25 protein-coding genes and 1 tRNA gene are annotated in these 23,059 nt (G+C 63.4%); 17 read left to right on the top strand and 9 right to left on the bottom strand.

The features are described 5' to 3' along the window. Positions 1-106 precede the first annotated feature (106 nt). Entirely contained in the window at positions 107-649 is a 543-nt protein-coding gene (locus ACVWWD_RS04150; protein WP_352548740.1) for a phosphatase PAP2 family protein, read from the bottom strand. Between the two features lie 36 nt (positions 650-685). Between ACVWWD_RS04150 and ACVWWD_RS04155 the strand changes: the two genes are divergently transcribed. Next, entirely contained in the window at positions 686-1,168 is a 483-nt protein-coding gene (locus tag ACVWWD_RS04155) for a DUF2127 domain-containing protein (protein WP_352548738.1), read from the top strand. Positions 1,169-1,270: 102 nt separating this feature from the next. On the opposite strand, the gene ACVWWD_RS04160 is transcribed toward ACVWWD_RS04155, so the two are convergent. Beyond that, positions 1,271-1,355 (bottom strand) — tRNA-Leu (locus tag ACVWWD_RS04160). 179 nt (positions 1,356-1,534) lie between these two features. On the opposite strand from ACVWWD_RS04160, the gene ACVWWD_RS04165 reads away from it, so the two are divergent. Continuing rightward, positions 1,535-2,128 (top strand): YqaA family protein, encoded by a 594-nt coding sequence (locus ACVWWD_RS04165; RefSeq protein ID WP_352548736.1) that lies wholly within the window; start codon positions 1,535-1,537, stop codon positions 2,126-2,128. Between the two features lie 85 nt (positions 2,129-2,213). Continuing rightward, entirely contained in the window at positions 2,214-2,732 is a 519-nt protein-coding gene (locus ACVWWD_RS04170) for a disulfide bond formation protein B (protein WP_023770758.1), read from the top strand. Positions 2,733-2,892: 160 nt separating this feature from the next. Here the strand turns inward: ACVWWD_RS04170 and ACVWWD_RS04175 are convergent, their stop codons facing one another. Next, on the bottom strand, positions 2,893-3,450 hold the full coding sequence (locus ACVWWD_RS04175) for an HNH endonuclease (protein WP_006328497.1): 558 nt from the start codon (positions 3,448-3,450) through the stop codon (positions 2,893-2,895). A 128-nt stretch (positions 3,451-3,578) separates the two neighbouring features. Next, complete coding sequence (locus ACVWWD_RS04180; RefSeq protein WP_352548733.1) at positions 3,579-4,220, bottom strand: DNA-3-methyladenine glycosylase family protein; 642 nt, start codon at positions 4,218-4,220, stop codon at positions 3,579-3,581. 75 nt (positions 4,221-4,295) lie between these two features. On the opposite strand from ACVWWD_RS04180, the gene gluQRS reads away from it, so the two are divergent. After that, positions 4,296-5,171 carry a tRNA glutamyl-Q(34) synthetase GluQRS gene (gene gluQRS, locus ACVWWD_RS04185; RefSeq protein WP_352548731.1) on the top strand — a complete coding sequence of 292 codons (876 nt, stop codon included), beginning with the start codon at positions 4,296-4,298 and terminating at the stop codon, positions 5,169-5,171. A 149-nt stretch (positions 5,172-5,320) separates the two neighbouring features. After that, the gene (locus ACVWWD_RS04190) at positions 5,321-6,223 is read left to right on the top strand and encodes a DMT family transporter (protein ID WP_457102921.1); all 903 of its coding nucleotides are present in this window, start codon (positions 5,321-5,323) and stop codon (positions 6,221-6,223) included. On the opposite strand, the gene ACVWWD_RS04195 is transcribed toward ACVWWD_RS04190, so the two are convergent. Continuing rightward, positions 6,193-7,044, bottom strand: coding sequence for a YihY/virulence factor BrkB family protein (locus ACVWWD_RS04195; protein WP_015315569.1), 852 nt, complete (start codon positions 7,042-7,044; stop codon positions 6,193-6,195). The two genes, ACVWWD_RS04190 and ACVWWD_RS04195, sit on opposite strands and share 31 nt — an antisense overlap. A 58-nt stretch (positions 7,045-7,102) precedes the next feature. Between ACVWWD_RS04195 and ACVWWD_RS04200 the strand changes: the two genes are divergently transcribed. The 7 genes from ACVWWD_RS04200 to ACVWWD_RS04230 all read left to right on the top strand — a co-directional run bounded on the left by ACVWWD_RS04200 (position 7,103) and on the right by ACVWWD_RS04230 (position 12,639). After that, positions 7,103-7,969 carry an SDR family oxidoreductase gene (locus tag ACVWWD_RS04200; protein WP_352548727.1) on the top strand — a complete coding sequence of 289 codons (867 nt, stop codon included), beginning with the start codon at positions 7,103-7,105 and terminating at the stop codon, positions 7,967-7,969. A 25-nt stretch (positions 7,970-7,994) separates the two neighbouring features. Continuing rightward, on the top strand, positions 7,995-8,186 hold the full coding sequence (locus ACVWWD_RS04205; protein WP_015315567.1) for a twin transmembrane helix small protein: 192 nt from the start codon (positions 7,995-7,997) through the stop codon (positions 8,184-8,186). A gap of 18 nt (positions 8,187-8,204) precedes the next feature. After that, positions 8,205-8,786, top strand: coding sequence for a cob(I)yrinic acid a,c-diamide adenosyltransferase (locus ACVWWD_RS04210; RefSeq protein ID WP_352548725.1), 582 nt, complete (start codon positions 8,205-8,207; stop codon positions 8,784-8,786). A gap of 32 nt (positions 8,787-8,818) precedes the next feature. Then, positions 8,819-9,619 carry a rhomboid family intramembrane serine protease gene (locus ACVWWD_RS04215; protein WP_023783561.1) on the top strand — a complete coding sequence of 267 codons (801 nt, stop codon included), beginning with the start codon at positions 8,819-8,821 and terminating at the stop codon, positions 9,617-9,619. Positions 9,620-9,852: 233 nt separating this feature from the next. After that, positions 9,853-10,602, top strand: a complete 750-nt coding sequence (locus ACVWWD_RS04220; RefSeq protein WP_023770766.1) for an electron transfer flavoprotein subunit beta/FixA family protein — start codon at positions 9,853-9,855, stop codon at positions 10,600-10,602. A 20-nt stretch (positions 10,603-10,622) separates the two neighbouring features. Further along, positions 10,623-11,552 carry an electron transfer flavoprotein subunit alpha/FixB family protein gene (locus tag ACVWWD_RS04225; RefSeq protein WP_023770767.1) on the top strand — a complete coding sequence of 310 codons (930 nt, stop codon included), beginning with the start codon at positions 10,623-10,625 and terminating at the stop codon, positions 11,550-11,552. A 208-nt stretch (positions 11,553-11,760) separates the two neighbouring features. Then, the gene (locus tag ACVWWD_RS04230; RefSeq protein ID WP_015315562.1) at positions 11,761-12,639 is read left to right on the top strand and encodes a 3-hydroxybutyryl-CoA dehydrogenase; all 879 of its coding nucleotides are present in this window, start codon (positions 11,761-11,763) and stop codon (positions 12,637-12,639) included. Between the two features lie 12 nt (positions 12,640-12,651). Here the strand turns inward: ACVWWD_RS04230 and ACVWWD_RS04235 are convergent, their stop codons facing one another. From ACVWWD_RS04235 to ACVWWD_RS04245, 3 genes are all read right to left on the bottom strand, one after another. Continuing rightward, positions 12,652-14,541, bottom strand: a complete 1,890-nt coding sequence (locus ACVWWD_RS04235; RefSeq protein WP_457102922.1) for a PAS domain S-box protein — start codon at positions 14,539-14,541, stop codon at positions 12,652-12,654. Positions 14,542-14,795: 254 nt separating this feature from the next. Then, on the bottom strand, positions 14,796-15,434 hold the full coding sequence (locus ACVWWD_RS04240) for an NrsF family protein (RefSeq protein ID WP_352548719.1): 639 nt from the start codon (positions 15,432-15,434) through the stop codon (positions 14,796-14,798). A 1-nt stretch (position 15,435) separates the two neighbouring features. Continuing rightward, positions 15,436-15,987: a sigma-70 family RNA polymerase sigma factor gene (locus ACVWWD_RS04245; RefSeq protein WP_352548717.1), complete on the bottom strand. Its 552-nt coding sequence runs from the start codon at positions 15,985-15,987 to the stop codon at positions 15,436-15,438. 443 nt (positions 15,988-16,430) lie between these two features. On the opposite strand from ACVWWD_RS04245, the gene ACVWWD_RS04250 reads away from it, so the two are divergent. The 5 genes from ACVWWD_RS04250 to ACVWWD_RS04270 all read left to right on the top strand — a co-directional run bounded on the left by ACVWWD_RS04250 (position 16,431) and on the right by ACVWWD_RS04270 (position 22,800). Beyond that, positions 16,431-17,480, top strand: coding sequence for a hypothetical protein (locus ACVWWD_RS04250; protein ID WP_352548713.1), 1,050 nt, complete (start codon positions 16,431-16,433; stop codon positions 17,478-17,480). A gap of 10 nt (positions 17,481-17,490) precedes the next feature. Beyond that, on the top strand, positions 17,491-18,843 hold the full coding sequence (locus ACVWWD_RS04255) for a hypothetical protein (protein WP_352548711.1): 1,353 nt from the start codon (positions 17,491-17,493) through the stop codon (positions 18,841-18,843). Positions 18,844-18,961: 118 nt separating this feature from the next. Continuing rightward, positions 18,962-19,969: an iron ABC transporter substrate-binding protein gene (locus tag ACVWWD_RS04260; RefSeq protein ID WP_352548709.1), complete on the top strand. Its 1,008-nt coding sequence runs from the start codon at positions 18,962-18,964 to the stop codon at positions 19,967-19,969. A 171-nt stretch (positions 19,970-20,140) separates the two neighbouring features. Beyond that, complete coding sequence (locus ACVWWD_RS04265; protein ID WP_352548707.1) at positions 20,141-21,721, top strand: ABC transporter permease; 1,581 nt, start codon at positions 20,141-20,143, stop codon at positions 21,719-21,721. Continuing rightward, positions 21,718-22,800, top strand: coding sequence for an ABC transporter ATP-binding protein (locus tag ACVWWD_RS04270; RefSeq protein WP_023770774.1), 1,083 nt, complete (start codon positions 21,718-21,720; stop codon positions 22,798-22,800). Before ACVWWD_RS04265 ends, ACVWWD_RS04270 begins: the two co-directional genes overlap by 4 nt. 37 nt (positions 22,801-22,837) lie before the next feature. Here the strand turns inward: ACVWWD_RS04270 and ACVWWD_RS04275 are convergent, their stop codons facing one another. Next, the gene (locus tag ACVWWD_RS04275; protein ID WP_457102923.1) at positions 22,838-22,966 is read right to left on the bottom strand and encodes a hypothetical protein; all 129 of its coding nucleotides are present in this window, start codon (positions 22,964-22,966) and stop codon (positions 22,838-22,840) included. Positions 22,967-23,059 lie beyond the last annotated feature (93 nt).

Below are 23,059 nucleotides of genomic sequence, written 5' to 3' on the forward strand. Positions count from 1 at the left end.
CACCGGGCGATACCCTCCTCACCCGAAACACCGGCGGCGAGCCCCTGGGATCCATGCCGGTTCCATGGAAGCCGTGGTCATTGTGCACTTGTTTGCTCAATCCTTCTTAGAGGATTTTTGTCACGAGATTGTCCAGCCGGGAGTTCTCACGATAGATCAGCCGCGCCACAACAGCGCCCAGGGCGCCAGTGATCGCGCCGCCGATGACATCGGTCAGGTAATGGGTCCCAATGTAGATCCTCGACCAGCAAATCAGGAATGCCACCACCAAGAGCCCAATCGTCCGGCGCGGCAGCCTCTGCATCGCAAAAGCGGCAACGATGGCAATGGTGGCTGTTGCATGGTCGGAAGGGAAGGACCAGTCGGCGCTTGGCGCAATCAGGAGATGCGTCACGCCGGCATCGTAGGGCCGCATCCGATGCACGAACAGAAGGATGAACTGGTTGATTGCGAGGCCGAGCAGGAACGATAGACCTGCAGAAAGGGCCGCGTGACGAACATGGTAGCGGTCAGTCTTGGCCCACCACTGCAGCACTATGGCCAGCACCATCAGCGGAACGCCGAATTGTGAGACGCCGATCATTGCTCTATCAAGGATAGGGCTGAGGCCGGCCTCGGCATTTACCCAATGGGTGAGGGCTGCATCCATTTGTCGTCCGTTTCGTCAGTTGGATGAGGTGGGACTTTGAAGGCCGTCGACGAGAATCGCATTCACCAGGTCTTCGAGATCGGCGTCTGGCTCAAGGGAGCGCATGCCTTCATTGAGTGCGTTGGTGGGGTGTTGCTCTATCTCGTCACCACCGCCACCATTGCGTCTTGGGTCAATGCCCTTACACAGGACGAGTTGACCGAAGATCCGAAGGATTTCATAGCTGGCTATCTGTCGCAGGTGGCAAGCCATTTCTCGGTCGCTAGCAAGGAGTTCTATGCCTTCTATCTCCTCAGTCACGGCCTGATAAAGCTCTTCCTGGTTATCGGACTTCTCAGGGGCAAACTATGGTCGTACCCGGCGTCTCTCCTGGCCTTGGGCGCATTCATGATCTACCAGGTCTACCGTTACTCCTACACCCATTCGGCCGGGCTGCTCGTGCTGACCGTCTTCGATGCGGTCGTCATGGTGCTGATCTGGCACGAATGGAAGATCATACGGCAGCACGGACCCGTGTGAGGCGATCATCGCCCACGCCGCTGTTTCAATCCAGTGGAGCGCCAGCGACTGAATTGTTCAACCCAGTGGAGTCAGCGATTTGTCGACTTCCCACCTGTGTTGTGGTGCCCCTAGCCGGGATCGAACCAGCACTCCTTGCGGAACTCGATTTTGAGTCGAGCGCGTCTACCAATTCCGCCATAGGGGCTCAGGCCGGGCGGCCTGGATGGGCGCGGACTATACGGTCGGAGGCCTGTTCGTCAACAGGCCAATTTGCAAACCAGCCTCTGCCGCGACCAGACGGCACCTTTCCAATTTGTAAGACCGCGGCCATTGTGCAGCGCGAAAAACCTTTCTAGACAGACGGGCCGTTCCATAGGAGAGCCGATGCTTCGCGGACTGTATGACTGGACCCTGTCGCTGGCGGCTCGCAAATCCGCCGAATGGTGGCTGGCCTTCATCGCTTTCGTCGAGAGCTCGGTCTTTCTGGTGCCGGCCGACGTGCTCTATCTGCCGATGGCGTTGTCACGGCCGGATCGCGCCTATCGCTATGCCTTGATCGCCACCGTCGCCTCGGTGCTGGGCGGCATTGCCGGCTGGTTCATCGGCCACTATGCGTATGACGCGGTGGCGCGGCCCATCCTGGAATTCTACGGCAAATATGACGAATTCGAGCAGTTGCGGTCCTCGGCGGGCGTCAGCATCGAGTTGATCGCCCTGATGCTGGTCACCTCGGGTGCCGCGCATCTGCCGCCTATCAAGGTGGTGACGATCCTGTCCGGTGCCCTGGGCGTCAACCTGGCGCTGTTCATCGTGCTGGCCATCATCGCGCGCGGCGGCCGCTTCCTGCTGTTGGCGTGGCTTTTGCGCCGCTATGGCGAGCCAATCCGCGAATTCATCGAAAAGCGCCTGGGCCTGATCGTCGGCGCTGCCGCGGTCGCCCTGATTTTGCTCTATATCCTGATCAAATACGCTCTCTAAGGTTTGATGCTTAAAACCGGGCAACGGTTTCGGCAGCGCGGCGAGCAGACTTCGCAGACGGCGAACGCAACGGACGAAAGACGCCATGACAGCGACCATGAATTCCGATACCGGCCGCCAGCGGACGCGCGCGGCCCTGTTTCTCGCCGTCGCGATGGCCGCGACCGTTGGCTCGGCGCTCGGCTTCCAGCACATTGGCGGCTACATCCCCTGCCACCTCTGCCTGGAACAGCGCACACCCTACTACATTGGCGTGCCCTTGATGGTGCTGGCGGCGATCGCATCTATGCTGCGGGCACCGGCATGGCTGACGCGCGGCCTGTTGGCCGTTGGCGGCCTCTTGATGCTGTACGGGCTCTATCTCGGCGTCTATCACTCCGGCGTCGAGTGGCAGTGGTGGGCTGGCCCGACCGACTGCACGGCGGGCGCCGGCCCTGTCGACACCGGTGGCAAGGGCGTGCTCGACGCGCTCGACAAATTCGTGCCGCCCTCCTGCGACAAGGCCGCCTTGCGCATTCTCGGCCTGTCGCTGGCCGGTTGGAACGCCATCGCCAGCCTTATCCTGGCCGCCGTCGCCTTCCGTGGCGCGCTGGCTCGCGATTAATGTAGCGAACGCGCCGACTCGAGATCCTTCAAAGAATTCGGCAGGCTCAGTCAAATGAAGTGATTTTCGAGAACCGGAGCGGAGCGGCCATGAAGTCCGTGAGCCCCGGAGGCGCAGAAAATCGCTTCGGGCGGCCAGCCTCCTGAATTCTCGAACGAACTCAGGGCTCCAGTTCGACATCCCAGTAGAGATAATCCATCCAGCTTTCATGCAGATGGTTGGGCGGGAACAGGCGGCCGTTATTGTGCAGATCATGCACCGTCGGCTGAAACGGCTTCTGCAGCGGCCACATCTTGGCGTGAGCCGGCATCATGCCGCCCTTCCTCAGATTGCAGGGCGAACAGGCGGCGACGACATTCTCCCATGTCGTGGCGCCGCCACGGTGACGCGGGATGACATGGTCGAAGGTCAGGTCCTCGGGGGTACCGCAATACTGGCACTGGAAACGGTCGCGCAGGAAGACGTTGAAGCGGGTGAAGGCCGGATGCCTGGATGGCTTCACATAGGCCTTCAGGCTGACCACGCTCGGCAGCTTCATCGAGAAGGTCGGCGAGGAGACCGCGTGCTCGTATTCGGCCACGATGTTCACCCTGTCGAGGAACACCGCCTTGATCGCGTCCTGCCAGGACCAGAGCGACAAGGGGTAATAGCTGAGCGGACGGTAATCCGCATTCAGCACCAGCGCTGGAAGCCCATCCGGAGATACGGCAACCGTCACCTTGTTGACCTCCTAGTTCTAGAACCGTTCGGCGTGGATACTGTAAGCCTGACATGACAGGGATGTGAAGCGGATTGTCGCTGGCGCGAAGCGCCAAAAACGCATGATTTTTATGCTTTCTTGCGGATTCAGGCCGGCGGTGCGGCGTCCCGGCCCTTGGTTTCGCGATAATAGGACCAAAAAAGCCGCGATGCGACACCTCGCCACGGGCTCCATGATTCGGCCAGAGCGATCAGTGTTTTCTCCGCTGGACGCGGGTCGATGCCGAGCGCATGGCCAACGGCGCTCTGCAGGGCGACGTCGCGCGCCGGGAAAATGTCGGGGTGTCCGGCGGCAAACAACAGATACACTTCCGCCGTCCAGGGACCGATACCAGGCACCGCAGTCATCCTGGCGATCGCCTCCACGGCATCGAGCGAACAGAGGTGATGCAGGTCGAGCCCATCGGCCACGGCCTGGGCGATCGCGATCAGGCCGCGCTGCTTGGGCCGCGACAGGCCGGCCTCGCGAAACATGTCCTCGCCCGCGGCAAGGATCGCCTGGGGCGTCAGCGGATCGACCAGTTTCGTCAGCCGGCCGAAGATCGCATCGGCGCTCACCCGCGAAACCTGCTGCGAGACGATGATCGAGGCCAGGCTCCTGAAGCCCGGCTCCGAAAGCCTGAGCGGCACCTCGCCGGCCATGCCGCGCACTTTTTCCAGGCGCGGGTCGATGAGGCAAAGCGCGTCCAGCCCCCGCTCAACGTCGTCCATTGTCGCAATGCGCTGCATGGTATCCTTGTCCGAACATGTGCAGCAAGGTAGCAACCGCCAAAACCACAGCACAACCCGATTGCCGCCTGAGACATGACGCTCCTGACATTCCGCTTCGCGCCCAGCCCCAACGGCGAACTGCATCTGGGCCACGCCTATTCGGCGCTGCTCAACCAGAAGCTCGCAAATACCAGTGGCGGCCGCCTGCTGCTGCGCATCGAGGATATCGACACGACGCGCTGCACGCCGGAATTCAAGGCGGGCATGATCGCCGATCTGAAATGGCTGGGCCTCGACTGGAAGGAGCCGGTGCGTCGGCAATCGGAGCATTTCGCCGAATACGAGACGGTGCTCAAGCGCCTGATCCGCCAAGAACTCGTCTATCCCGCCTTCATGAGCCGCGGCGAGATACGCGCCTTCATCGCCGACAGCGAAAAGCGCGGGCGCGACTGGCCGCGCGATCCCGACGGGGTGCCGCTCTATCCCCCGGCCGACAAGGCGCTTTCGATGAAGGAACGCAACCGGCGGATTGCCGAGAATGCGCCCTTCGCCTGGCGGCTCGACGTCGGCGCCGCCATGGCGCGTGCCGGCAAGGACCTGGCATGGGCCGAATTCAGCGATGAGACGCTATCCACGACGCGCTTCGTCGAGGCACGTCCGCAGGATTGGGGCGACGTTATCGTGGCACGCCGCGACATCCCGACCAGCTACCACCTCGCCGTCGTCATCGACGATGCCCTGCAAGGCGTCAGCCACGTCGTGCGCGGACAGGACCTGTTTTCCGCGACCGGGGTGCAGCGCCTGCTGCAGGAGATTCTGGGATTGCAGCCACCCGCCTATTTCCATCATAGACTGATCCTCGGGCCGGATGGGCGAAAACTGTCGAAGAGCCTCAGGGATACGGGCCTTACCGCCTTGCGCGACGCAGGCGCTTCGCCGGAAGAAATCCGAAGGACGGTAGGGCTTTGACCAGCATTATGTCAGGAGAACGCTCTCCGGGCGCGCCATCCGTTCATCCCCCTTGACGCATGGATCAATCGTTTCGTTTTGCGCGCGGGGTTGAACAGGACTAGAGCATCGTCACGGTTAATTCTCACCAGCGCGGCGATCCCCGGAAAATGTCCAGCATCAAGCGGTTCATCCCCGCCACCTTCGTTGTCCTGTGGGCGACCGGCTTCATCGGCGCGCGTTACGCCATGCCATGGGCGGAGCCGTTCACCTTCCTCGCCGCGCGTTTCGTGCTCGCCGCCATCCTGCTGGCCGTGCTGATGCTGGTGCTGGGCTCGAAACGAGCCACCCGCGAGGAGGCGCTGCATGCCACCGGCGCCGGCGTGCTGATGCATGGCATTTATCTCGGGGCCGTCTTCTGGGCCATCCATCGAGGCATGCCGGCCGGTTTTTCGGCCCTGATCGTCGGCCTGCAGCCGCTGATCACCGCGGTGCTTGCCGGCAAGTTTCTGGGCGAGGCCATCCTGCCGCGCCACTGGCTTGGCCTCGCTATCGGGCTGGTCGGCATCGTCATCGTGCTGTGGCCGAAACTCGGGGCGCTCGGTGGCGGCGTGACGGCGGCGACGCTGGCTGCCTCGCTGGTCTCGGTGCTCGGCATGAGCGCCGGCACGATCTGGCAAAAGCGTTTTGCGTCCGGCGGCGACCTCGTCGCGGCCACCATGTGGCAATATGTCGGCGGCGCTTCGCTGATGATCCTGGCTTCGCTTGCCTTCGAAACGCAAGCCGTCATCATCAATGGCGAATTGGTCTTCGCCATGGCCTGGCTGCTGCTGGTGCTGTCGCTCGGCGCCATCTTTCTTCTGATGGTGATGATCCGTGACGGCGAGATGTCGAAAGTGGCCTCGTTGTTCTATCTGGTGCCGGCGGTCACGGCTGTCATCGCCTGGGCCTTGTTCAACGAGCAGCTCAATGCGCTGCAGATCGTCGGCATGGCCATCACCACTTTCCGCGTCGGCCTGGCAACCGCCCGAACAGGCAAACTTCAGCCGACCCGGGCACGCGCCTCTAGATAACGGCTGATCGCGGCGTTGAGCTCGCCGCCGAGGATGAAGATCGCCGAGACGATGTAGAGGAAGACCACCGCGATCATGATCGAGGCGAGTCCGGCATAGGTCGTCACATAGGACGAGAAATGGTCAAGATAGGTGGCGAACATGGTCGAGCCGATAAGCCATGCGGCTAGTGTGAAGATGATGCCGGGTATCAGCGAGACGAACCGGCGCTTGCCGGCCGGCAGCCAGTAATGGACGGCAAACAGTCCGCCGATGATGACGGTTGAGGCGATGACGTACCGCCATAGCGTGATCGTGCCCGTATAGGGTTTGATCCATTCGAAATGGGCTTCCGCCAGCCGCGCCAGCAACGGCGCGAACACCAGCAGCACGCTTATCGCCAGGAAGCCGGCGGTAGCGATCAGCACGAAGAAGATGCTTTGCACCCGGCGATAGATGATGCCGCGCGTTTCCGTGACCCGATAGGCGCGGTTGAGCGAGGTGCGCAGCGCCTCGATGCCGTTGGAGGCAAAGTAGGCGGCAAGCAGCACGCCATAAGTCAACAGATCGCTGCGCCTGACGGTCAGCACGTTCAGCACCTCGTGCGCGATCGGCTTGGCGATCTGGTCCGGCCAGGTGTCGAAAACCAGGTGCACGGCTGTGTCGGCAAAGGCCTGGGCGCCAAGGAAGCTGCCCAGCGTCGTGGCGAAGATCAGGAATGGAAACAGCGCCATCAGCGAGGTGATCGCCAGATGGCTGGCCATCGCCCAACCGTCATCGGTGTTGAAGTGGCCGAGCGCGTCGTAGAGCACGCGGCGCAGGGCGACAATATTCCGCAGCAAGGACGCGCGCTCCCCTCGATTGTCTCGACGCCGCGAATATGGGAAATGAATGCCGCAAATGGCAACCCTTCGTCAAACCCCGAATTCTCCTGCGGCAGAGTTGCGCACCATCATCGTCACCGGCGCGTCTTCCGGCATAGGCGCCTATTGCACCCGTGCATTGAAGGCTGAGGGCTGGCGGGTGTTCGCGACGGCGCGCAAGCCGGAGGACATCGCTGCCCTCGAAGCCGACGGCATCGAGGCTTTTTACCTCGACTATAGCGAACCGGACTCCATAGCCGCCCTGGTGACGGCGGTGCTCGAACGCACCGGCGGCAGGCTCGACGCGCTGTTCAACAACGGCGCCTATGCGCAGGCAGGCGCCGTCGAGGATTTGCCCGTTGCGGCGCTCAGGGAGCAGTTCGAGGCCAATTTCTTCGGCTGGCACGACCTGACCCGCCGCCTGGTTCCGGTGATGCGACGCCAGGGCCACGGTCGCCTCGTCCACTGCTCGTCGATCCTGGGTCTCGTGCCTGTGCGCTTCCGCGGCGCCTATTCGGCCTCCAAGCATGCCTTGGAGGCCTTGATGCTCTGCCAGCGCCAGGAACTGGCCGGCAGCGGCATCCATGTCTCGCTGATCGAGCCGGGACCGGTGAAATCGAAGATCGCCAGCAATGGCCTGCCGTGGTTCCTCAGGAACATCGACCATGAGAATTCCACGCATCGCGCCGACTATGCCGCACAGCTGGAGCGCATGCGCGCCGGCGGCAGCCAAGCGGCGCGGAAGCCCGGACCCGAAGTGGTCCACAAGGTGCTTCGCCATGCACTTCTGTCGCGGCGCCCACGCCCGCACTATGTGGTAACAATGTCGGCCAGGCTCGGTGCCATGCTCAAACGCATCCTGCCGGCCTCGATGCTCCACCGCCTGCTCGCCAAGCGCGCCTGAACAAGCAAAGAACTGGAAACGCAAAATGGCCACTGCCTTCAATATCCTTGCCATTCTGGTCATGGCCGCCGTCGTGGTCGTGCTGATCAGGGGCCTCATCAACATGATGCGCGGCGGCTCCGGTGTGACCTCCAACAAGCTGATGCAGGCCCGTGTTCTGCTGCAGGCCGTGGCGCTGGCACTGATCCTGCTGGCCGTGTATTTCACCCGCAAGTGAGGCTTTTCGGGAGGCGATGTGGTCAAGCTCAACAAGATCTACACCCGCACCGGCGATGATGGCACCACGGGCCTTGGCACTGGTGAGCGGCGGCTGAAATCCGATCTCAGGGTGGACGCCTACGGCACGGTCGACGAAGCCAATGCCTGCATCGGCATGGCTCGAGTGCATACCGCCCAGAGCTACCAGGCGATCGACGCCATGCTCTCGCGCATCCAGAACGATCTCTTCGACCTCGGCGCCGATCTCGCGGTGCCTGATGACGGCAAGCCGCTTGGCTACGAGCCGTTGCGCATCGTTGCCACGCAGACCGATCGTCTCGAGCACGACATCGACGTCCTCAACAAGAAGCTCCAGCCGCTGAAATCCTTCGTGCTGAACGGCGGCACGCCGGCAGCGGCGGCGCTTCATCTCGCCCGCACGGTGGCGCGGCGCGCCGAGCGGCTGATGGTCGCCCTGGCTCAGGATCCGGCCGAACACGTCAACCGCGAAGGGCTGAAATATATCAACCGCGTCTCGGATTTCCTGTTTGTCGCCGCCCGGGCGGTCAATGACAACGGAAATGCCGACGTGCTATGGGTTCCCGGCAAGAACCGCTGAACGGACCAGAGGCGGGAGGGGGCCGGCGACCGATGTTCATCCCGCTTTACGACACCAACAGGCTGCGCCACATCAGGCTGCAATATGTGACGATCGGGCTGATTGTCGCAAACGCCGTGGTCTATTGCGCCACGGCGCTCGGCGGCGAGAACTTCACCAATGCCGCCGTGCTTGGTCTCGGCTTCATCCCCTCCGTCGTTCACGACACGGCCGAACTCGACCCCCGCTTTGTCATCATCCCCGAGAGCCTGAGCTATCTCACCTATTCCTTCCTGCATGCCGATATTTTCCATCTCGGCGGCAACATGCTGTTCCTTTGGGTGTTCGGCGACAATGTCGAGGACGCGCTCGGTCACATCCGCTACCTGATCTTCTATCTGCTGTGCGCCATCGCCGGTGCCGCCTTCCAGGGGCTGGTCGCCTGGGATTCACAGGCGCCGCTGATCGGCGCGTCGGGTGCTATCGCCGGCGTGGTCGTCGCCTACCTGATCCTCTATCCCAGGGTGAAGGTGTGGGTGCTTGCCTTCGCCCGCATTCCTTTGCGCATTCCAGCCTTTATCCCGCTCATCCTGTGGGTGCTGTTCCAGATCGTCATGTTCGCGGCCGGCGGCGAGGATCAGATATCCTGGGCCTGCCACATCGGCGGCATCATTGCCGGCGCGGTTCTGGTGCTGGTCCTGCGCAGCCGCGGCGTGCCGCTGTTTGCCCCTGCCGACGAGGATGCCGTGCTACCGACGGCTGAACAGCCGCCGGCGGTCGGCGAACCAGCGGCGCCCCAAACGGCCGCCACCACGGCGCGCTGGGGACGTGGAAACCCATCTGGCCCAAACTGAACCGATTTGAGCGGCTTTCAGCGTATTGACGGCAGGGGTTGCCACAATTACGGAAACGTCTCCACTGCGGCCCAAGGCGTTGAGGAGCAGCCCAGGGCGGGCAAAGACCAGAATTTCCATCCGGCCAGAATTCCGTCTGGCCGGAATTCAGTCAGGAATGTCGGCTTTCGACAACTCATAAGGGGCGCAGGCTGCTATAGCGCGCCCAACTAGCGTGAAGAGGTGACAGGCAAATGAAGATCCTTGTGCCCGTGAAGCGGGTTGTGGACGCGAACGTCAAGGTGCGCGTGAAGGCTGATGGCTCGGCGGTGGAACTGGCCAACGTCAAGATGGCGATGAACCCGTTCGACGAGATCGCGGTCGAGGAAGCGATCCGGATCAAGGAAGCCGGCAAGGCCGAAGAGATCATCGTCGTTTCGATCGGCCCGCAGCAGGCGCAGGAAACCTTGCGCACCGCGCTCGCCATGGGCGCCGACCGTGCCATCCTGGTCAAGACCGACGAGCAGACCGAGCCGCTCGGCGTCGCCAAGGTGCTGAAGGGCGTGGTCGAGGCGGAACAGCCCGGCCTTGTCATTCTCGGCAAGCAGGCGATCGACGACGATTCCAACCAGACCGGCCAGATGCTGGCTGCCCTGCTTGGCTGGGCGCAGGGCACTTTCGCCTCCAAGCTCGTGCTCGAGGGCGATCATGCCAGGGTGACGCGCGAAGTCGACGGCGGCCTGCAGACGGTGGAGTTGAAGATGCCGGTGATCGTCACCGCCGACCTTCGCCTCAACCAGCCGCGCTATGCCTCGCTGCCCAACATCATGAAGGCCAAGAAGAAGCAGCTCGACGAGAAGAGCCCGGCCGATTACGGCGCCGACGTCAAGCCACGCCTCAAGGTCATCAAGACCGAGGAGCCGAGCGGCCGCAAGGCGGGTGTCAAGGTCAAGAGCGTCGCTGAACTCGTCGACAAGCTCAAGAACGAAGCCGGCGTGCTCTGAGATCGGAAGGAACAGACAAAATGGCAATTCTCCTCATCGCTGAACACGACAACGCCACCCTTTCCGACCAGACCGCCAAGGCGCTTTCGGCCGCCCTGCAGATCGGCTCGGACGTTCATGTGCTGGTGGCCGGCAAAGGCGCCAAGGCTGCCGCCGACGCAGCCGCGAAACTGAAGGGTGTAAGCAAGGTGCTGCTCGCCGAAGCCGACGAACTCGCCGAGCGTCTGGCTGAGCCGACGGCGGCGCTGGTCGTCTCGCTGGCTGGCGCCTACGACACGGTCATCGCGCCCGCGACGTCGGCCGGCAAGAACATCGCGCCGCGCGTGGCGGCCCTGCTCGATGTCGCGCAGGTCTCAGAGATCATCGAAGTGGTCTCGCCCGATACCTTCAAGCGGCCGATCTATGCCGGCAACGCCATCCAGACGGTGCAGTCGAGCGACGCCAAGAAGGTGATCACCGTTCGCACCGCGTCCTTCCAGGCCGCGCCCGAGGGCGGCGCGGCTTCGGTCGAGACGGTCAATGCGGCGGCCAATCCCGGCCTGTCCACCTTCGTCGAGAACAAGCTGTCGGAGACTGACCGTCCGGAGTTGACCTCGGCCAAGATCATCATCTCGGGCGGCCGCGCGCTCGGTTCCTCGGAGAAATTCCAGGAAGTCATCCTGCCGGTCGCCGACAAGCTCGGTGCCGCCGTCGGCGCCTCCCGCGCCGCCGTCGATGCCGGCTACGCGCCGAACGACTGGCAGGTCGGGCAGACCGGCAAAGTCGTCGCCCCCGATCTCTACATCGCGGTCGGCATATCGGGCGCCATCCAACACCTTGCCGGCATGAAGGATTCCAAGGTCATCGTCGCCATCAACAAAGACGAGGAAGCGCCGATCTTCCAGGTTGCCGACTACGGCCTCGTCGGCGACCTCTTCGTCATCCTGCCGGAGTTGCAGAAGGCGCTTTGACGCTTCCGCGCAACCGTACTAAATTGCGAGGGGTGGGGTAGACGAAGTCGCCCCACCCTTTTAGTTTGCACCGCACAATAAGCACGCCACAAAGGCTGAGAGCAATTCCAGCAGCAGTGCGCAGGGTTTTGCGCCGGGAATTGCGGGAAAACAAAGAGATGGGGCGGTTCGCTATTCCAGCGAAAAACGCCCCGGACGGGATCGGGTAATGAGCAAGATCGAGACGATCGGCATCATTGGTGCGGGCCAGATGGGCGGCGGCATCGCCCACGTCTCCGCGCTTTCGGGCTATAAGGTGCTGATCTACGATATATCGCCCGACCGCATCGAGAAGGGCATTGCCACCATCAGCGGCAACATGGCCCGTCAGGTGGGGTCCGGCAAGCTCGACGAGAAGCTGCGCAATCAGGCCATGGCACGCATCGCGTCGGCACCGACGATGGCCGATCTCGCCGGCGCCGATCTGGTGATCGAAGCGGCGACCGAGGACGAAACCGTCAAGCGCAAGATTTATGCGCAGCTCTGTCCGCAGCTCAATCCCGAAGCGATCCTGGCGACCAACACCTCGTCGATTTCGATCACACGGCTGGCTGCGCAGACCGACCGGCCGGAGCGGTTCATCGGCATACATTTCATGAACCCGGTACCGCTGATGAAGCTGGTCGAACTGGTGCGCGGCATCGCCACCGAGGACCAGACCTTCGAGGCGGCCAAGACCTATGTGAAGCAGCTCGACAAGACGATCACCGTCTCGGAGGATTTTCCGGCCTTCATCGTCAACCGCATCCTTTTGCCGATGATCAACGAGGCGATCTACACGCTCTATGAGGGCGTCGGCTCGGTCGATGCTATCGACACCGCCATGCGGCTCGGCGCCAACCATCCCATGGGACCGCTGCAGCTTGCCGATTTCATCGGCCTGGATACCTGCCTGTCGATCATGCAGGTGCTGCATGACGGCTTGTCGGACTCGAAGTACCGGCCTTGTCCGCTGCTGGTCAAATATGTCGAGGCCGGCTGGCTCGGCCGCAAGACCGGGCGCGGCTTCTACGATTATCGCGGCGAGCATCCCGTTCCAACGCGCTGACGTGATTGCCGCTCACGAGGCCGCGGCGAATGGCTTGAGCGGTTCTGACCTGTCGTCGTCGCTGACCTTGCCGTCCGGCGCCACCGAAACGCATCCGCGGCCGGCGGCCTTGGCCGCATAGCAAGCGGTGTCGGCCCTTGCGATGATCTCGTCGACTTCGCCGCAATTGGCGCGGATCGCGGTCAACCCGATGCTGGCGCCGATCCCGTGCGGCCGGCCATCCCATGTGAAGTTCAGGCCGGTTATCGCATCGATGATGGAACGCGCCGCGATCCTCGCGCCGGTTGTCGAAGCCGATTTCAGGATCACGGCGAATTCGTCGCCACCCAGGCGCGCGACGATGTCTTCAGGACCAAGCACGCCGCGCACGGCGTCAGCGACACGCTTCAGCAGGGCGTCTCCGGCAGCGTGACCTCCCGTGTCGTTGACCAGCTTGAAATGGTCGAGGTCGATGAACATGAACTGATGGCGGCCCCCAGCCGCGGTGCCGTCCTTGCGCGCCTGATCGACCATCCCCTCCATGGCACGGATGAAACTCGAGCGGTTGGCAAGGCCGGTCAGCGCATCATGCGCGGCGGCATGGGCAAGCTGTCGCTGCAGGGCACGCGCATCGGTGAAGTCCTGGAAGACGATCACCAGACCGCAGAATTCGGTGCGTTCGTTGAGGATCGGCGACACGACCTGACGGATGCTGCAGCGTGTGTCGTCGCGGCGGATGAGGACCGCGCGGCTGTTCTGGTCGGAGCGCGTCTCTTCGCCTGTGACCGGCCGCGTCATGCCGATCCTGTGGCCCGTCTCCTCGTCAACCGCCCAGTAGACATGGCTCAGCGTCTTGCCCAGCGCGTCGTCACTGGAAACGCCGGTCAACTTTTCGGCCACCGGGTTCATGAAGGTGACACGGTTCGCGGCGTCGGTGCAGATGACGGCATCGCCGATGGATTGCAGCGTCACCCTCAGCCGCTCCTTCTCGTCGGCCAGCATCGCCGCCGAGACGATGAGCCGTTCTTCGGCCTGCTTTCGCCGGGTGATGTCCATCAAGCTGCCGATCGCTCTGACCAGTTGTCCGTCCGCATCGCGCTCGATGGCCTTGCCACGGTCGAGGATCCAGATCCAGTGGCCGTCCTTGTGGCGCATGCGGAACTCGGCTTCGAAAAACTCCGTCTCGCCGGCGAGATGGGCGCGATCGGCCTCCGCGACCGTGGCGCGATCGTCCGGATGGATCATCGTCAGCCAGCGATCGGGGTCGCCATCGAGCTCGCCATCCCCGTAGCCCAGCATCTTGACCCAGGCGGAAGAATAGGTGGTGCCCCCCTTGCGCATGTCGAAATCCCAGACACCTTGACCAGCGCCGGCCAGCGCGAAGTTCCAGCGCGTTTCCGCCTCTGTGATGCGCGCCTCGGCCTGTTTGCGCGCGTCGATGTCCTCGATCTGCGAGACGAGATAGAGCGGCCGGCCGCTTTTCTCGTCGCGAATGACCGAGCCGGCAAGATGAGCCCAGACGGGTGTGCCGTCCTTCTTGAGATAACGCTTGTCGAAGTGGAAGGCATCGACGGTACCCGCCTTCAGGCCGGCCATCGTTTCGCTTCCGATCTGCACATCGTCGGGATGCGTGAGCTGGAAGAAGGTCAGCGCCTCGATCTCCTCGCGGCTGTAGCCAAGCATGGCGGCAAAGGCCGGATTGGTCTGGAGAATACGCCCGTCGAGACCGACGATAGCGATGCCGATCGCCGAGTCCTCCATGGCCCGGCGGAACCGCTGCTCGCTGTCCGTGATCTGTCGTCGATCCTCCGAGATTCGACCGATGAACAGATAGGCCGCGAAAAGCGCGCAGACCGTCACCGCGACCGATATTTGGAGGCAAAGTCTGAGTGCTTGCGCGCCAAGGTCCAGCCCTGACAGCACAAGCAGGTGGCCACTACGGCCAGACCGGCCACAAGCAGCGCCAGAGCTGCATGCTTGTGCGGTCCCGGCCCGATGATACCTCGCAATGTCACGATCCGTGCCACCCCCGTGGGCAATCGCTTTTTCCCGTTAAAACCCTGAAGGATCGATTTTAAGGAAAGGTTGCGCCTGGGGCGTTGGCGACATGGAAACCCGGCAAACAATTGCCGGCATGATTAAGGATCGGTATTCACGGTGCAGGCGTGGGTATCCTGCTACCAGCGCACGAAAAACCGGCCGCCGAGCGCGCCAAGCAAAGCGAGAGCCGCGATGGCGATCGTGTACCAGGTGGCTACGAAAAGCGGCGAATCGTCGAAGCAGTGCGCCGCGTAGAAAGTCGCCGCCAGGCCGCCGGCAAGCAGCCCCGCGACCGCGCCGGCAAGCACCGGCCGTGTCGGCGCGCCATAGCGCAGCATCCACAGGAAGATGGCCAGCGGGCCGATGCCGATCAGTGGGATGAAGCCCATGCAGATCATCATGTTCGAGCCGATCAAGCGCGTGCCCCACAGGGCCTGCGGCACCATGAAGAGCTCCAGCACCACGGCCACCGCGACCAGCAGCGGCGCGGCGATCATCGCCGCCATTGCCCGGCCTGTCGCCACACCCGGCGTCGACAGGGCACGGATCAGGGCAAAGGCGCTGATGGCGAGCACGATGGTGAAAACGAATTTGGACAGGAAACGCATCGTGTGCGCGGCCACCATGAAGTCGGGGCGCGGCCCGATCGTCATCATGAAAACAGCGGCCGCGAGGACGGCGGCCGCAACAGCCGCCAGCCACCAGGCCGATCGCAGCGGCATCGCCTTGCTGCGGGCATCGGCGTCGAGCGCCTTGATGAGATCGTCGGTCTTCATGTCATTCCCGCCCGAACCGCCCCTGCCCGAATCGCCTGGCTATGGCGGTAAGTCCCCGGTGCAGCGACACCCGCACCGCAGTCTCGCTGATGCCGAACTTCGCCGCCGTCTCGCCGATCGAGCGGCCCTCCACGGATACGGCTGAAACCACGGAACGCTGTGCCGGCGGCAGCTCGTCGAGCGCCCGGTTGATGTCGCGCTCGCTGACGGTTTCCGTTTCGGGCTCCGCGAACGTCTCGGCGATGTCGTCGACATCGATCTCGATGCGCCGTCCGCGCCGCCGGAACGCATCGATCAGCTTGAAACGGGCAATCGCATAGACCCAGGGCAGCACCGGCGCGTCCTGGCGCCAGGTGTGCCGTTTCACATGAATGGCCAGCAAGGTTTCCTGCACGACATCCTCGGGATCGACCCCGCCCTGCACGATCTTGCGCCTGACGAAACCGCGAACCAGCGCGGCAATCCGGTGCAGAAAGTCGGCATAGGCCTTTTCATCCCCCGCGATCGCGGCCCGCATCAGCCGGGAAAGCTCGGCCTCGTCCTTGCCGCTCACAAGAGTTCACTCCCCGATCTTCGCGCCTCGGCACTGATTTGTTACGTGGCCGGTGAAATAATGTCCAAGCCAAACTACGGGCAAATCACGAAACTTTGCGGGATGGCCCGCTAAATTCCCTGACGGGTTCCCTGGTTTCCAGCCCCATGCGTGAGGAGCGGCGTGGGACCAACCTTGGATTGACGTAAGGTAAACCCTTCTGTAGCGTCAAAGGATCGGAGGGCGGCCGAAATGGATTTCATTGAACGCATTTTTGGATTTTCTCCCGACAATGGCTCGGGAACTGTCGAGAGCAGCCTTGTCATTGCGGCCATAGTCCTTGTCGCCGCCGTCTACTTCTACAGAAGACAGGGATCACTGAAGAAATAGCCTCTGGACAACCGGCGGAGACAGGTCCGCCAGGAAAACTTACCGTTGCGTCCTCTCAGCGTGGGGAACACGACATGGCAGGATCTCTGGTCAACCACATCAGAACCGCGGCCTTGCTGTTGTTTGCCGCCGAATTCTGGAAGCGTCTGGCCGCCGGGCTGAAGGTGCTGTTTGCCACGATATGCAGGCTGCTGTGCCGGCTGGCCAAGGGCCAGCGGCTGCCCAGCCCGGCGCAGAACGATTGCTGCATCCAGCTACCACCCGACATCTACAAGCGCGCCGATCCTCTTCTCTATGCCCAGTACTATCTGATGGCGCAGGGCCTCGCGGTCACCTGGGACAATCCCGATATCGACATTTTCGACGGCACCTTGCCGGTCACCGGCGCGCTTCAGCCAGCACATACATATCGCGTTCGCGTGCGTGTCTGGAACGGGTCCTATGACGCCCCAGCGGTGGGCGTCGGGGTGGCACTGTCCTACCTGTCATTCGGCGCCCAGACCATTTCCCGTCCGATCGCCAACGTCGCCATCAATCTCGGAGCCAAGGGCACGATCGATTGCCCTGCCTATGCCGAGTTCAGTTGGACCACGCCCGCCACCGGCGGCCACTACTGCCTGCAGGCACAGCTTTCCTGGGGCGATGACGCCAACCCCAGCAACAACCTTGGCCAGAAGAACGTCAACATTGCCGAGATGCGCTCACCGGCGAAGTTCGTCTTCAGCGTGCGCAACGAAGCCTCGGTCGTCCGGCGTTTCCAGATCGAGGCGGACTGCTACGCTCTACCGAAGCTGCGGCCATGTGTCCCGCCACGCGGCCAAGGTCGAGACGAGCGCACGGACACCCCACAGCCGCGGCTCGCCGAGAGCAAGGCGCGCTGGGCCAAGGCCCTCCAGGAACAGGCGTATGGCCGGTTTCCCGTGCCGGACGACTGGTTGGTCAGGATCGTCCCAAGAACGCTTTTACTGCAGCCGCGCCAGCTGACCGAGATCGCCGTCGAGATCGAACCGAAGGACTCCGCCTTCCGCGGCTCAAAGACCTTCAACGTCCACGTCTTCACGATCGGCGAGAGCGGATCGCGCACCATGACCGGCGGCGTGACGCTCACCGCCACGAAAGGCTGAGGCTGCTCCGATGGCCTACAAGCACTATACGAGCTGCTTTCTCTATCCGGCCGGTGGCAAGCCCTACAACGAGGACGATCGGCTGGCTTTCCTCGCCGGCCAGGCGCTGCAGATCATCGTGATCACCGGGCTGGCGGCTGCCTTCGGCCTGCTGCTGGGGCCGGTCGGTGCGGCACTTGCCGCGGTCATCGCATTTCTGGCGTCCGCCACTGCCACGATCGACAAGGCGGCCGGGGAATGGCTCAACCATCGCCTGGTCTGCCTCGACAAGGACAATCCGAAATGCGCCGTCGGCATCGTCTCCTACAATCCGTTCCGCAGCGATCTCGGCGCCTTCGACAACGACCAGTATTTCGACGTCATACTGATGCCGCATCCGACGACCGAAATCCTCAATGCGGAAACAAATGAGGCGGCCTTGGCGGCGGCCAATCGCTACAATGCCGACGGCACCGTCGTGGCGGAATTCGCCGCCAGCGTCGCGGCCCATCCGGCCAACGATATTCTCAATGACGGCTTTCAGGGTCATGAGCTGCTGTTGCCGCGCGATGACCTGAAGACGGATCTGGGCTACGCACCCGCCGACGATCATGCCCGCTGGGGCCTGCACTGCGAGGCCGAGGGCGACTTCTGGATCAAGATGCGCCAATGGGCACCGGCCATCGTCATCCTGCTGACGGCGGCCCTGGTCGTCACGGCGGCCGCGGCGGCGGCCGGCGCCAGTATCGGCGCGGCTGTCGGCTGCGCCATAGGATCGTTCTTCCTGGGTGCGCTGGGCTGTGCCATCGGCTCGTTCCTGGGAGGATTGCTCGGAGCGGCCATTGGCGGCGCCATCGGCGGAGCGGCGTCCTATTTCGGCGGGGTCAAGCCGGTCCTTCAGGGGTTGTTCAACTGGAGCCCCGGCAATGTCGAGGACGCCAATGTCGGCGACAAGGCGCTCGGCCCCATCAGAATGGGCGACCATGTCGCCGTTCTCGGCGAACATGTCTATGACGGCTATCACAAGGGCTGGCACGAGTTTCATCCGCTGATGGCGGTGGTCAAATTCGATGCGGCCGACGGTGCCGACGCGAAACATTATCTACAGTGGGATCCGAACTTTGCCGACACGGGCACCGTTCCGCCCAAACCGCCGGGCGAGACCACCGACCTCACTGCGCAGGATATGCGTGACGGGCTTGGCAGCGCGGCGTTCCGGTCGCGCTGCGACAGCCTGCGCAGAACCTGGTGCGCCATGCTGAACGAAGCGTTCGATCCCGAGACCAAACGAACACAGCAGGGGCTGGACCAGCGCTGGACCATTCATCCGATGGTCGATGGCTGCATCCCGCAGGAGCAGCCACCAGCCCCGCATATCGGGTGATGCCATCGGCCTCCGACACGCGAAACCGTGATGATGCCAATCGTCTTTCAATCTTGACTAGTTCATTCATGAATTGTACTCGGACGCACCCCAGTGCGGGCAACCCGAGGAGTACTCTATGAAATCCCCCCTTCTTGCCCTTGCCAGCGTGGCCGCGCTCGCAATCAGCCTCGCCGCTGGTCCGGCGACGGCCGAAGATGCCGGCATCGTCGTCTATAACGCCCAGCATGAAAGCCTGGCGAAGGAATGGGCGGAAGGGTTCACCAAGGAAACGGGGATAAAGGTCACCTTGCGCAACGGCGGTGACAGCGACTTCTCCAACCAGATCGTCGCCGAAGGCGCCGCCTCGCCCGCCGACGTGTTCCTGACGGAAAATTCGCCGGCCATGGTGCTGGTCGAGAATGCCGGCCTGTTCGCGCCGGTCGCCACCGATACGCTGGCTCAAGTCGCGCAAGACTATCAGGCCACTAGCGGCAAATGGGTGGGCGTGGCCGCGCGCAGCACCGTGTTTGTCTACAACACCACCAAGCTCAAGGCAGACCAGCTGCCCAAGTCGATGCTCGATCTCGCCGACCCGAGCTGGAAGGGCCGCTGGGCGGCTTCGCCTTCCGGCGCCGATTTCCAGGCCATTGTTAGCGCTTTGCTGCAGCTCAAGGGCGAGCCCGCCACGGCCGACTGGCTGAAGGCGATGAAGGAGAACTTCACCGCCTACAAGGGCAACAGCACCGTGATGAAGGCGGTCAATGCCGGTGAGATCGAAGCCGGCGTGATCTACCACTACTACTACTTTGGCGATCAGGCCAAGACCGGCGAAAATTCCAAGAATGTCGCGCTGCACTATTTCAAGAACCAGGATCCGGGCGCTTTCGTCTCGGTTTCCGGCGGCGGCGTGCTGGCCTCGAGCAAGCATCCCAAGGAAGCCCAGGCCTTCCTGAAATGGGTGACCGGCAAGGGCGGCCAGGATGTGCTGAAGAACGGAAGCTCCTTCGAATACGCGGTCGGCAAGGGCGCGCAGTCCAATCCGAAGCTGGTGCCACTGGCCGACCTGCAGGCGCCGAAGGTCGATGCCACGACGCTGAACTCCAAGAAGGTCACCGATCTGATGACGGCAGCCGGCTTGCTTTAGTTGCCGTTCTTCATAATAAGGACGTCAGATCGTGCTCCCGCGGGAATTCACCTTTCGCGGGAGCGTTTTGTTTCGAGATGCATTCGTCCATGACGACACGCTTCGTTCCTGACCGCTACCGTGGTCCCATGATTGCCGCTGCCGCGTCGCAACGGTATGGCGCCTGAACGGATGCAGTCCGCGGTCGATCTCGCGCGTCCCGGCCTGCCGCCCAAGATGCGTGGACGGGCGCAGCGGCGGGCGGCGCCCTGGCTTGTCGCCGCCGCCATATTTGTCTCCCTGCTGGCGCTGCTGCCGCTCGCTTTCATCTTCTGGATCGCGGTGCAGACCGGCTGGGAGACGGTCTCGGCACTGGTCTTTCGGCCGCGTGTCGGCGAACTGCTGGTCAACACCGGCCTGCTGGTGCTGCTGGCGGTGCCGATCGCCATCACCTTGTCGGTGACGCTGGCCTGGCTGACGGAACGCAGCAACCTGCCCGGTGGCCGGCTCTGGTCCTGGCTCTGCGTGGCGCCGCTCGCCATCCCCGCTTTCGTGCACTCCTATGCCTGGATCTCCCTGGTGCCCGGGCTGCACGGCCTGTGGGCTGGCGTGCTGGTTTCCGTCATCGCCTATTTCCCTTTCCTCTATTTGCCGGTGTCGGCGGCCCTGCGCCGTCTCGATCCCGCTCTCGAGGACGCGGCCGCGGCACTTGGCCATGGACCCTGGCGCGTGTTCTGGCGCGTCGTGCTGCCGCAGCTCAGGCTCGCAATATGCGGCGGCTCGCTGCTGGTCGGGCTGCATCTGCTGGCCGAATATGGCCTCTATGTCTTCATCCGCTTCGACACCTTCACGACCGCGATTGTCGATCAGTTCCAGTCGACCTTCAACGGCCCGGCCGCCAGCATGCTGGCCGGCGTGCTGGTGACCTGCTGCTTCGTGCTGCTCGGCCTCGAAGTGCTGGTCCGCGGCGAGGAGCGTTATGCCCGTGTCGGCTCGGGTGCCGCGCGATACCAGCAACGAATGAGCCTAGGCCGCGCCACTCTGCCCAGCTTACTGCTGCTCGCCGTCACCACATTGCTGGCGCTTGGCGTTCCGTTCGTGACCATCGGGCGCTGGCTCGCCGCCGGCGGCGCCGAGGTTTGGCGCTTCGACGAGATCGGCCTTGCACTCGGTCAGACGCTGTTCCTGTCGTTCGCCGGGGCGCTGCTTGCCACTGTGGCGGCCATGCCGATGGCCTGGATCTCTATCCGCGCGCCAGGTCCGTTGCAGCGCCTGCTCGAGGGATGCAATTATATCGTCGGTTCGCTGCCGGGCGTCGTCATCGCGCTTGCACTAGTCACCATCACGGTGCGCATCGCACTGCCGCTCTACCAGACCCTGTTCACCATCCTGGTCGCCTATGCACTGATGTTCCTGCCGCGCTCGCTGGTCAGCCTGCGTGCATCGATTGCGCAAGCGCCGGTCGAGCTCGAACGGGCTGCGTCCAGCCTCGGCCGTCGGCCGCTCAATGCGCTGTGGTCGACGACAATCCGCCTGTCGGCGCCCGGTGCGGCGGCCGGCATGGCGCTGGTGGCGCTCGGCATCATGAACGAACTGACCGCGACCCAGATGCTGGCGCCGAACGGCACCCGCACACTGGCCATGGCGTTCTGGTCCTACAGCAGCGAGATCGATTACGCCTCGGCGGCTCCTTACGCCTTCATCATGGTGGCGATGTCGCTGCCCCTGACCTGGCTGCTCTACGTCCAGTCGAAGCGGATGGCCGGACGATGAGCTTTCTCGAACTCGGCAATCTGCACAAGCACTACGGCGCGGTCGCCGCACTGGCCGGTGTCAACCTGAACGTCGCCAGCGGCAGCCGCACGGCGATCGTGGGACCTTCCGGCTGCGGCAAGACGACCTTGCTGCGGCTGATCGCCGGCTTCGAGGCGCCTGATCAGGGCAGCATCGTGCTCGACGGGCAGGTGCTGGCCAATGGCGGCGCCGCTGTCCCGGCGCATCGCCGCGGTATTGGCGTGGTGGCGCAGGACGGCGCCCTGTTCCCGCACCTGACCATCTCTGACAATATCGGCTTCGGCATGGCACGGGACGACGACAGGCGCGCCGAACGCATCGTCGAACTTGCCTACATCGTGGGACTCGACAAGGCGATCCTCAAACGCCGCCCGCACGAGCTCTCCGGCGGCCAGCAGCAGCGAGTGGCGCTGGCCCGCGCCATGGCTATGAAGCCGCGGCTGATGCTGCTCGACGAGCCGTTCTCGGCACTCGACACCGGCCTGCGCGCCTCGATGCGCAAGGCGGTGGCCGAACTTCTGGAGGCGGCCGGCATCACCACCATCCTGGTGACGCACGATCAGGCCGAGGCACTCTCCTTCGCCAGCCAGGTGGCGGTAATGCGCGATGGGAAATTTTCCCAGATCGGCACGCCGCGCGAGCTCTATCTCAAGCCGAAGGACAGGATGATCGCCGAGTTCCTCGGCGATGCCATCATCCTTCCGGCGAGCATTTCAGGCGGCTTCGCCAGTTCGCCGCTGGGTCGCATCGCCGTCGACGCGCCGGACAGCCGCGATGTCGCCCGCATCATGCTGCGGCCGGAGCAGATCGGCCTGAAACGCACCTCGCGCGAGGGCATGTCGGGCACGTCGGACATGCCGTTCGGCGAGGTGACGGAATCGGAATTCGCCGGCTCGACATGCACGATCGCCGTGCGGCTCCTGAACAATTCCGATCCGCCCGACGCTGCGGCCATCGGCGGCACGCCGCTGATCCTGCGCAAATCCGGCATGGACGCGCCGGCGGTCGGCGAGATCGTGCGGCTGACCGTATCGGGCAAGGCGCACGTCTTCGCTTGAGCCCGACGCGCCGGTCATGGTTACCCGGCAGCAGCCTCTACGGCACCGATAGCATGGTCAGGGCAGCGCGCGGATCGGCATAGCTCTGTGGCGCACCGGTCTCTGTCAGGTCGCCGGTAAAAGACGCAAAGCGCGGCGTCGGCGTGATGTGCATTGATGTGCGCAATGCAATGATCCCGCCGCTGGTGCAGGTCGGCCCCAAAGCGGCGCTCACCTTGCCGACCGAGATGCACGTCGGTGACCTGGATGACTTTCATGT

The organism is Mesorhizobium sp. URHB0026 (assembly GCF_054059755.1).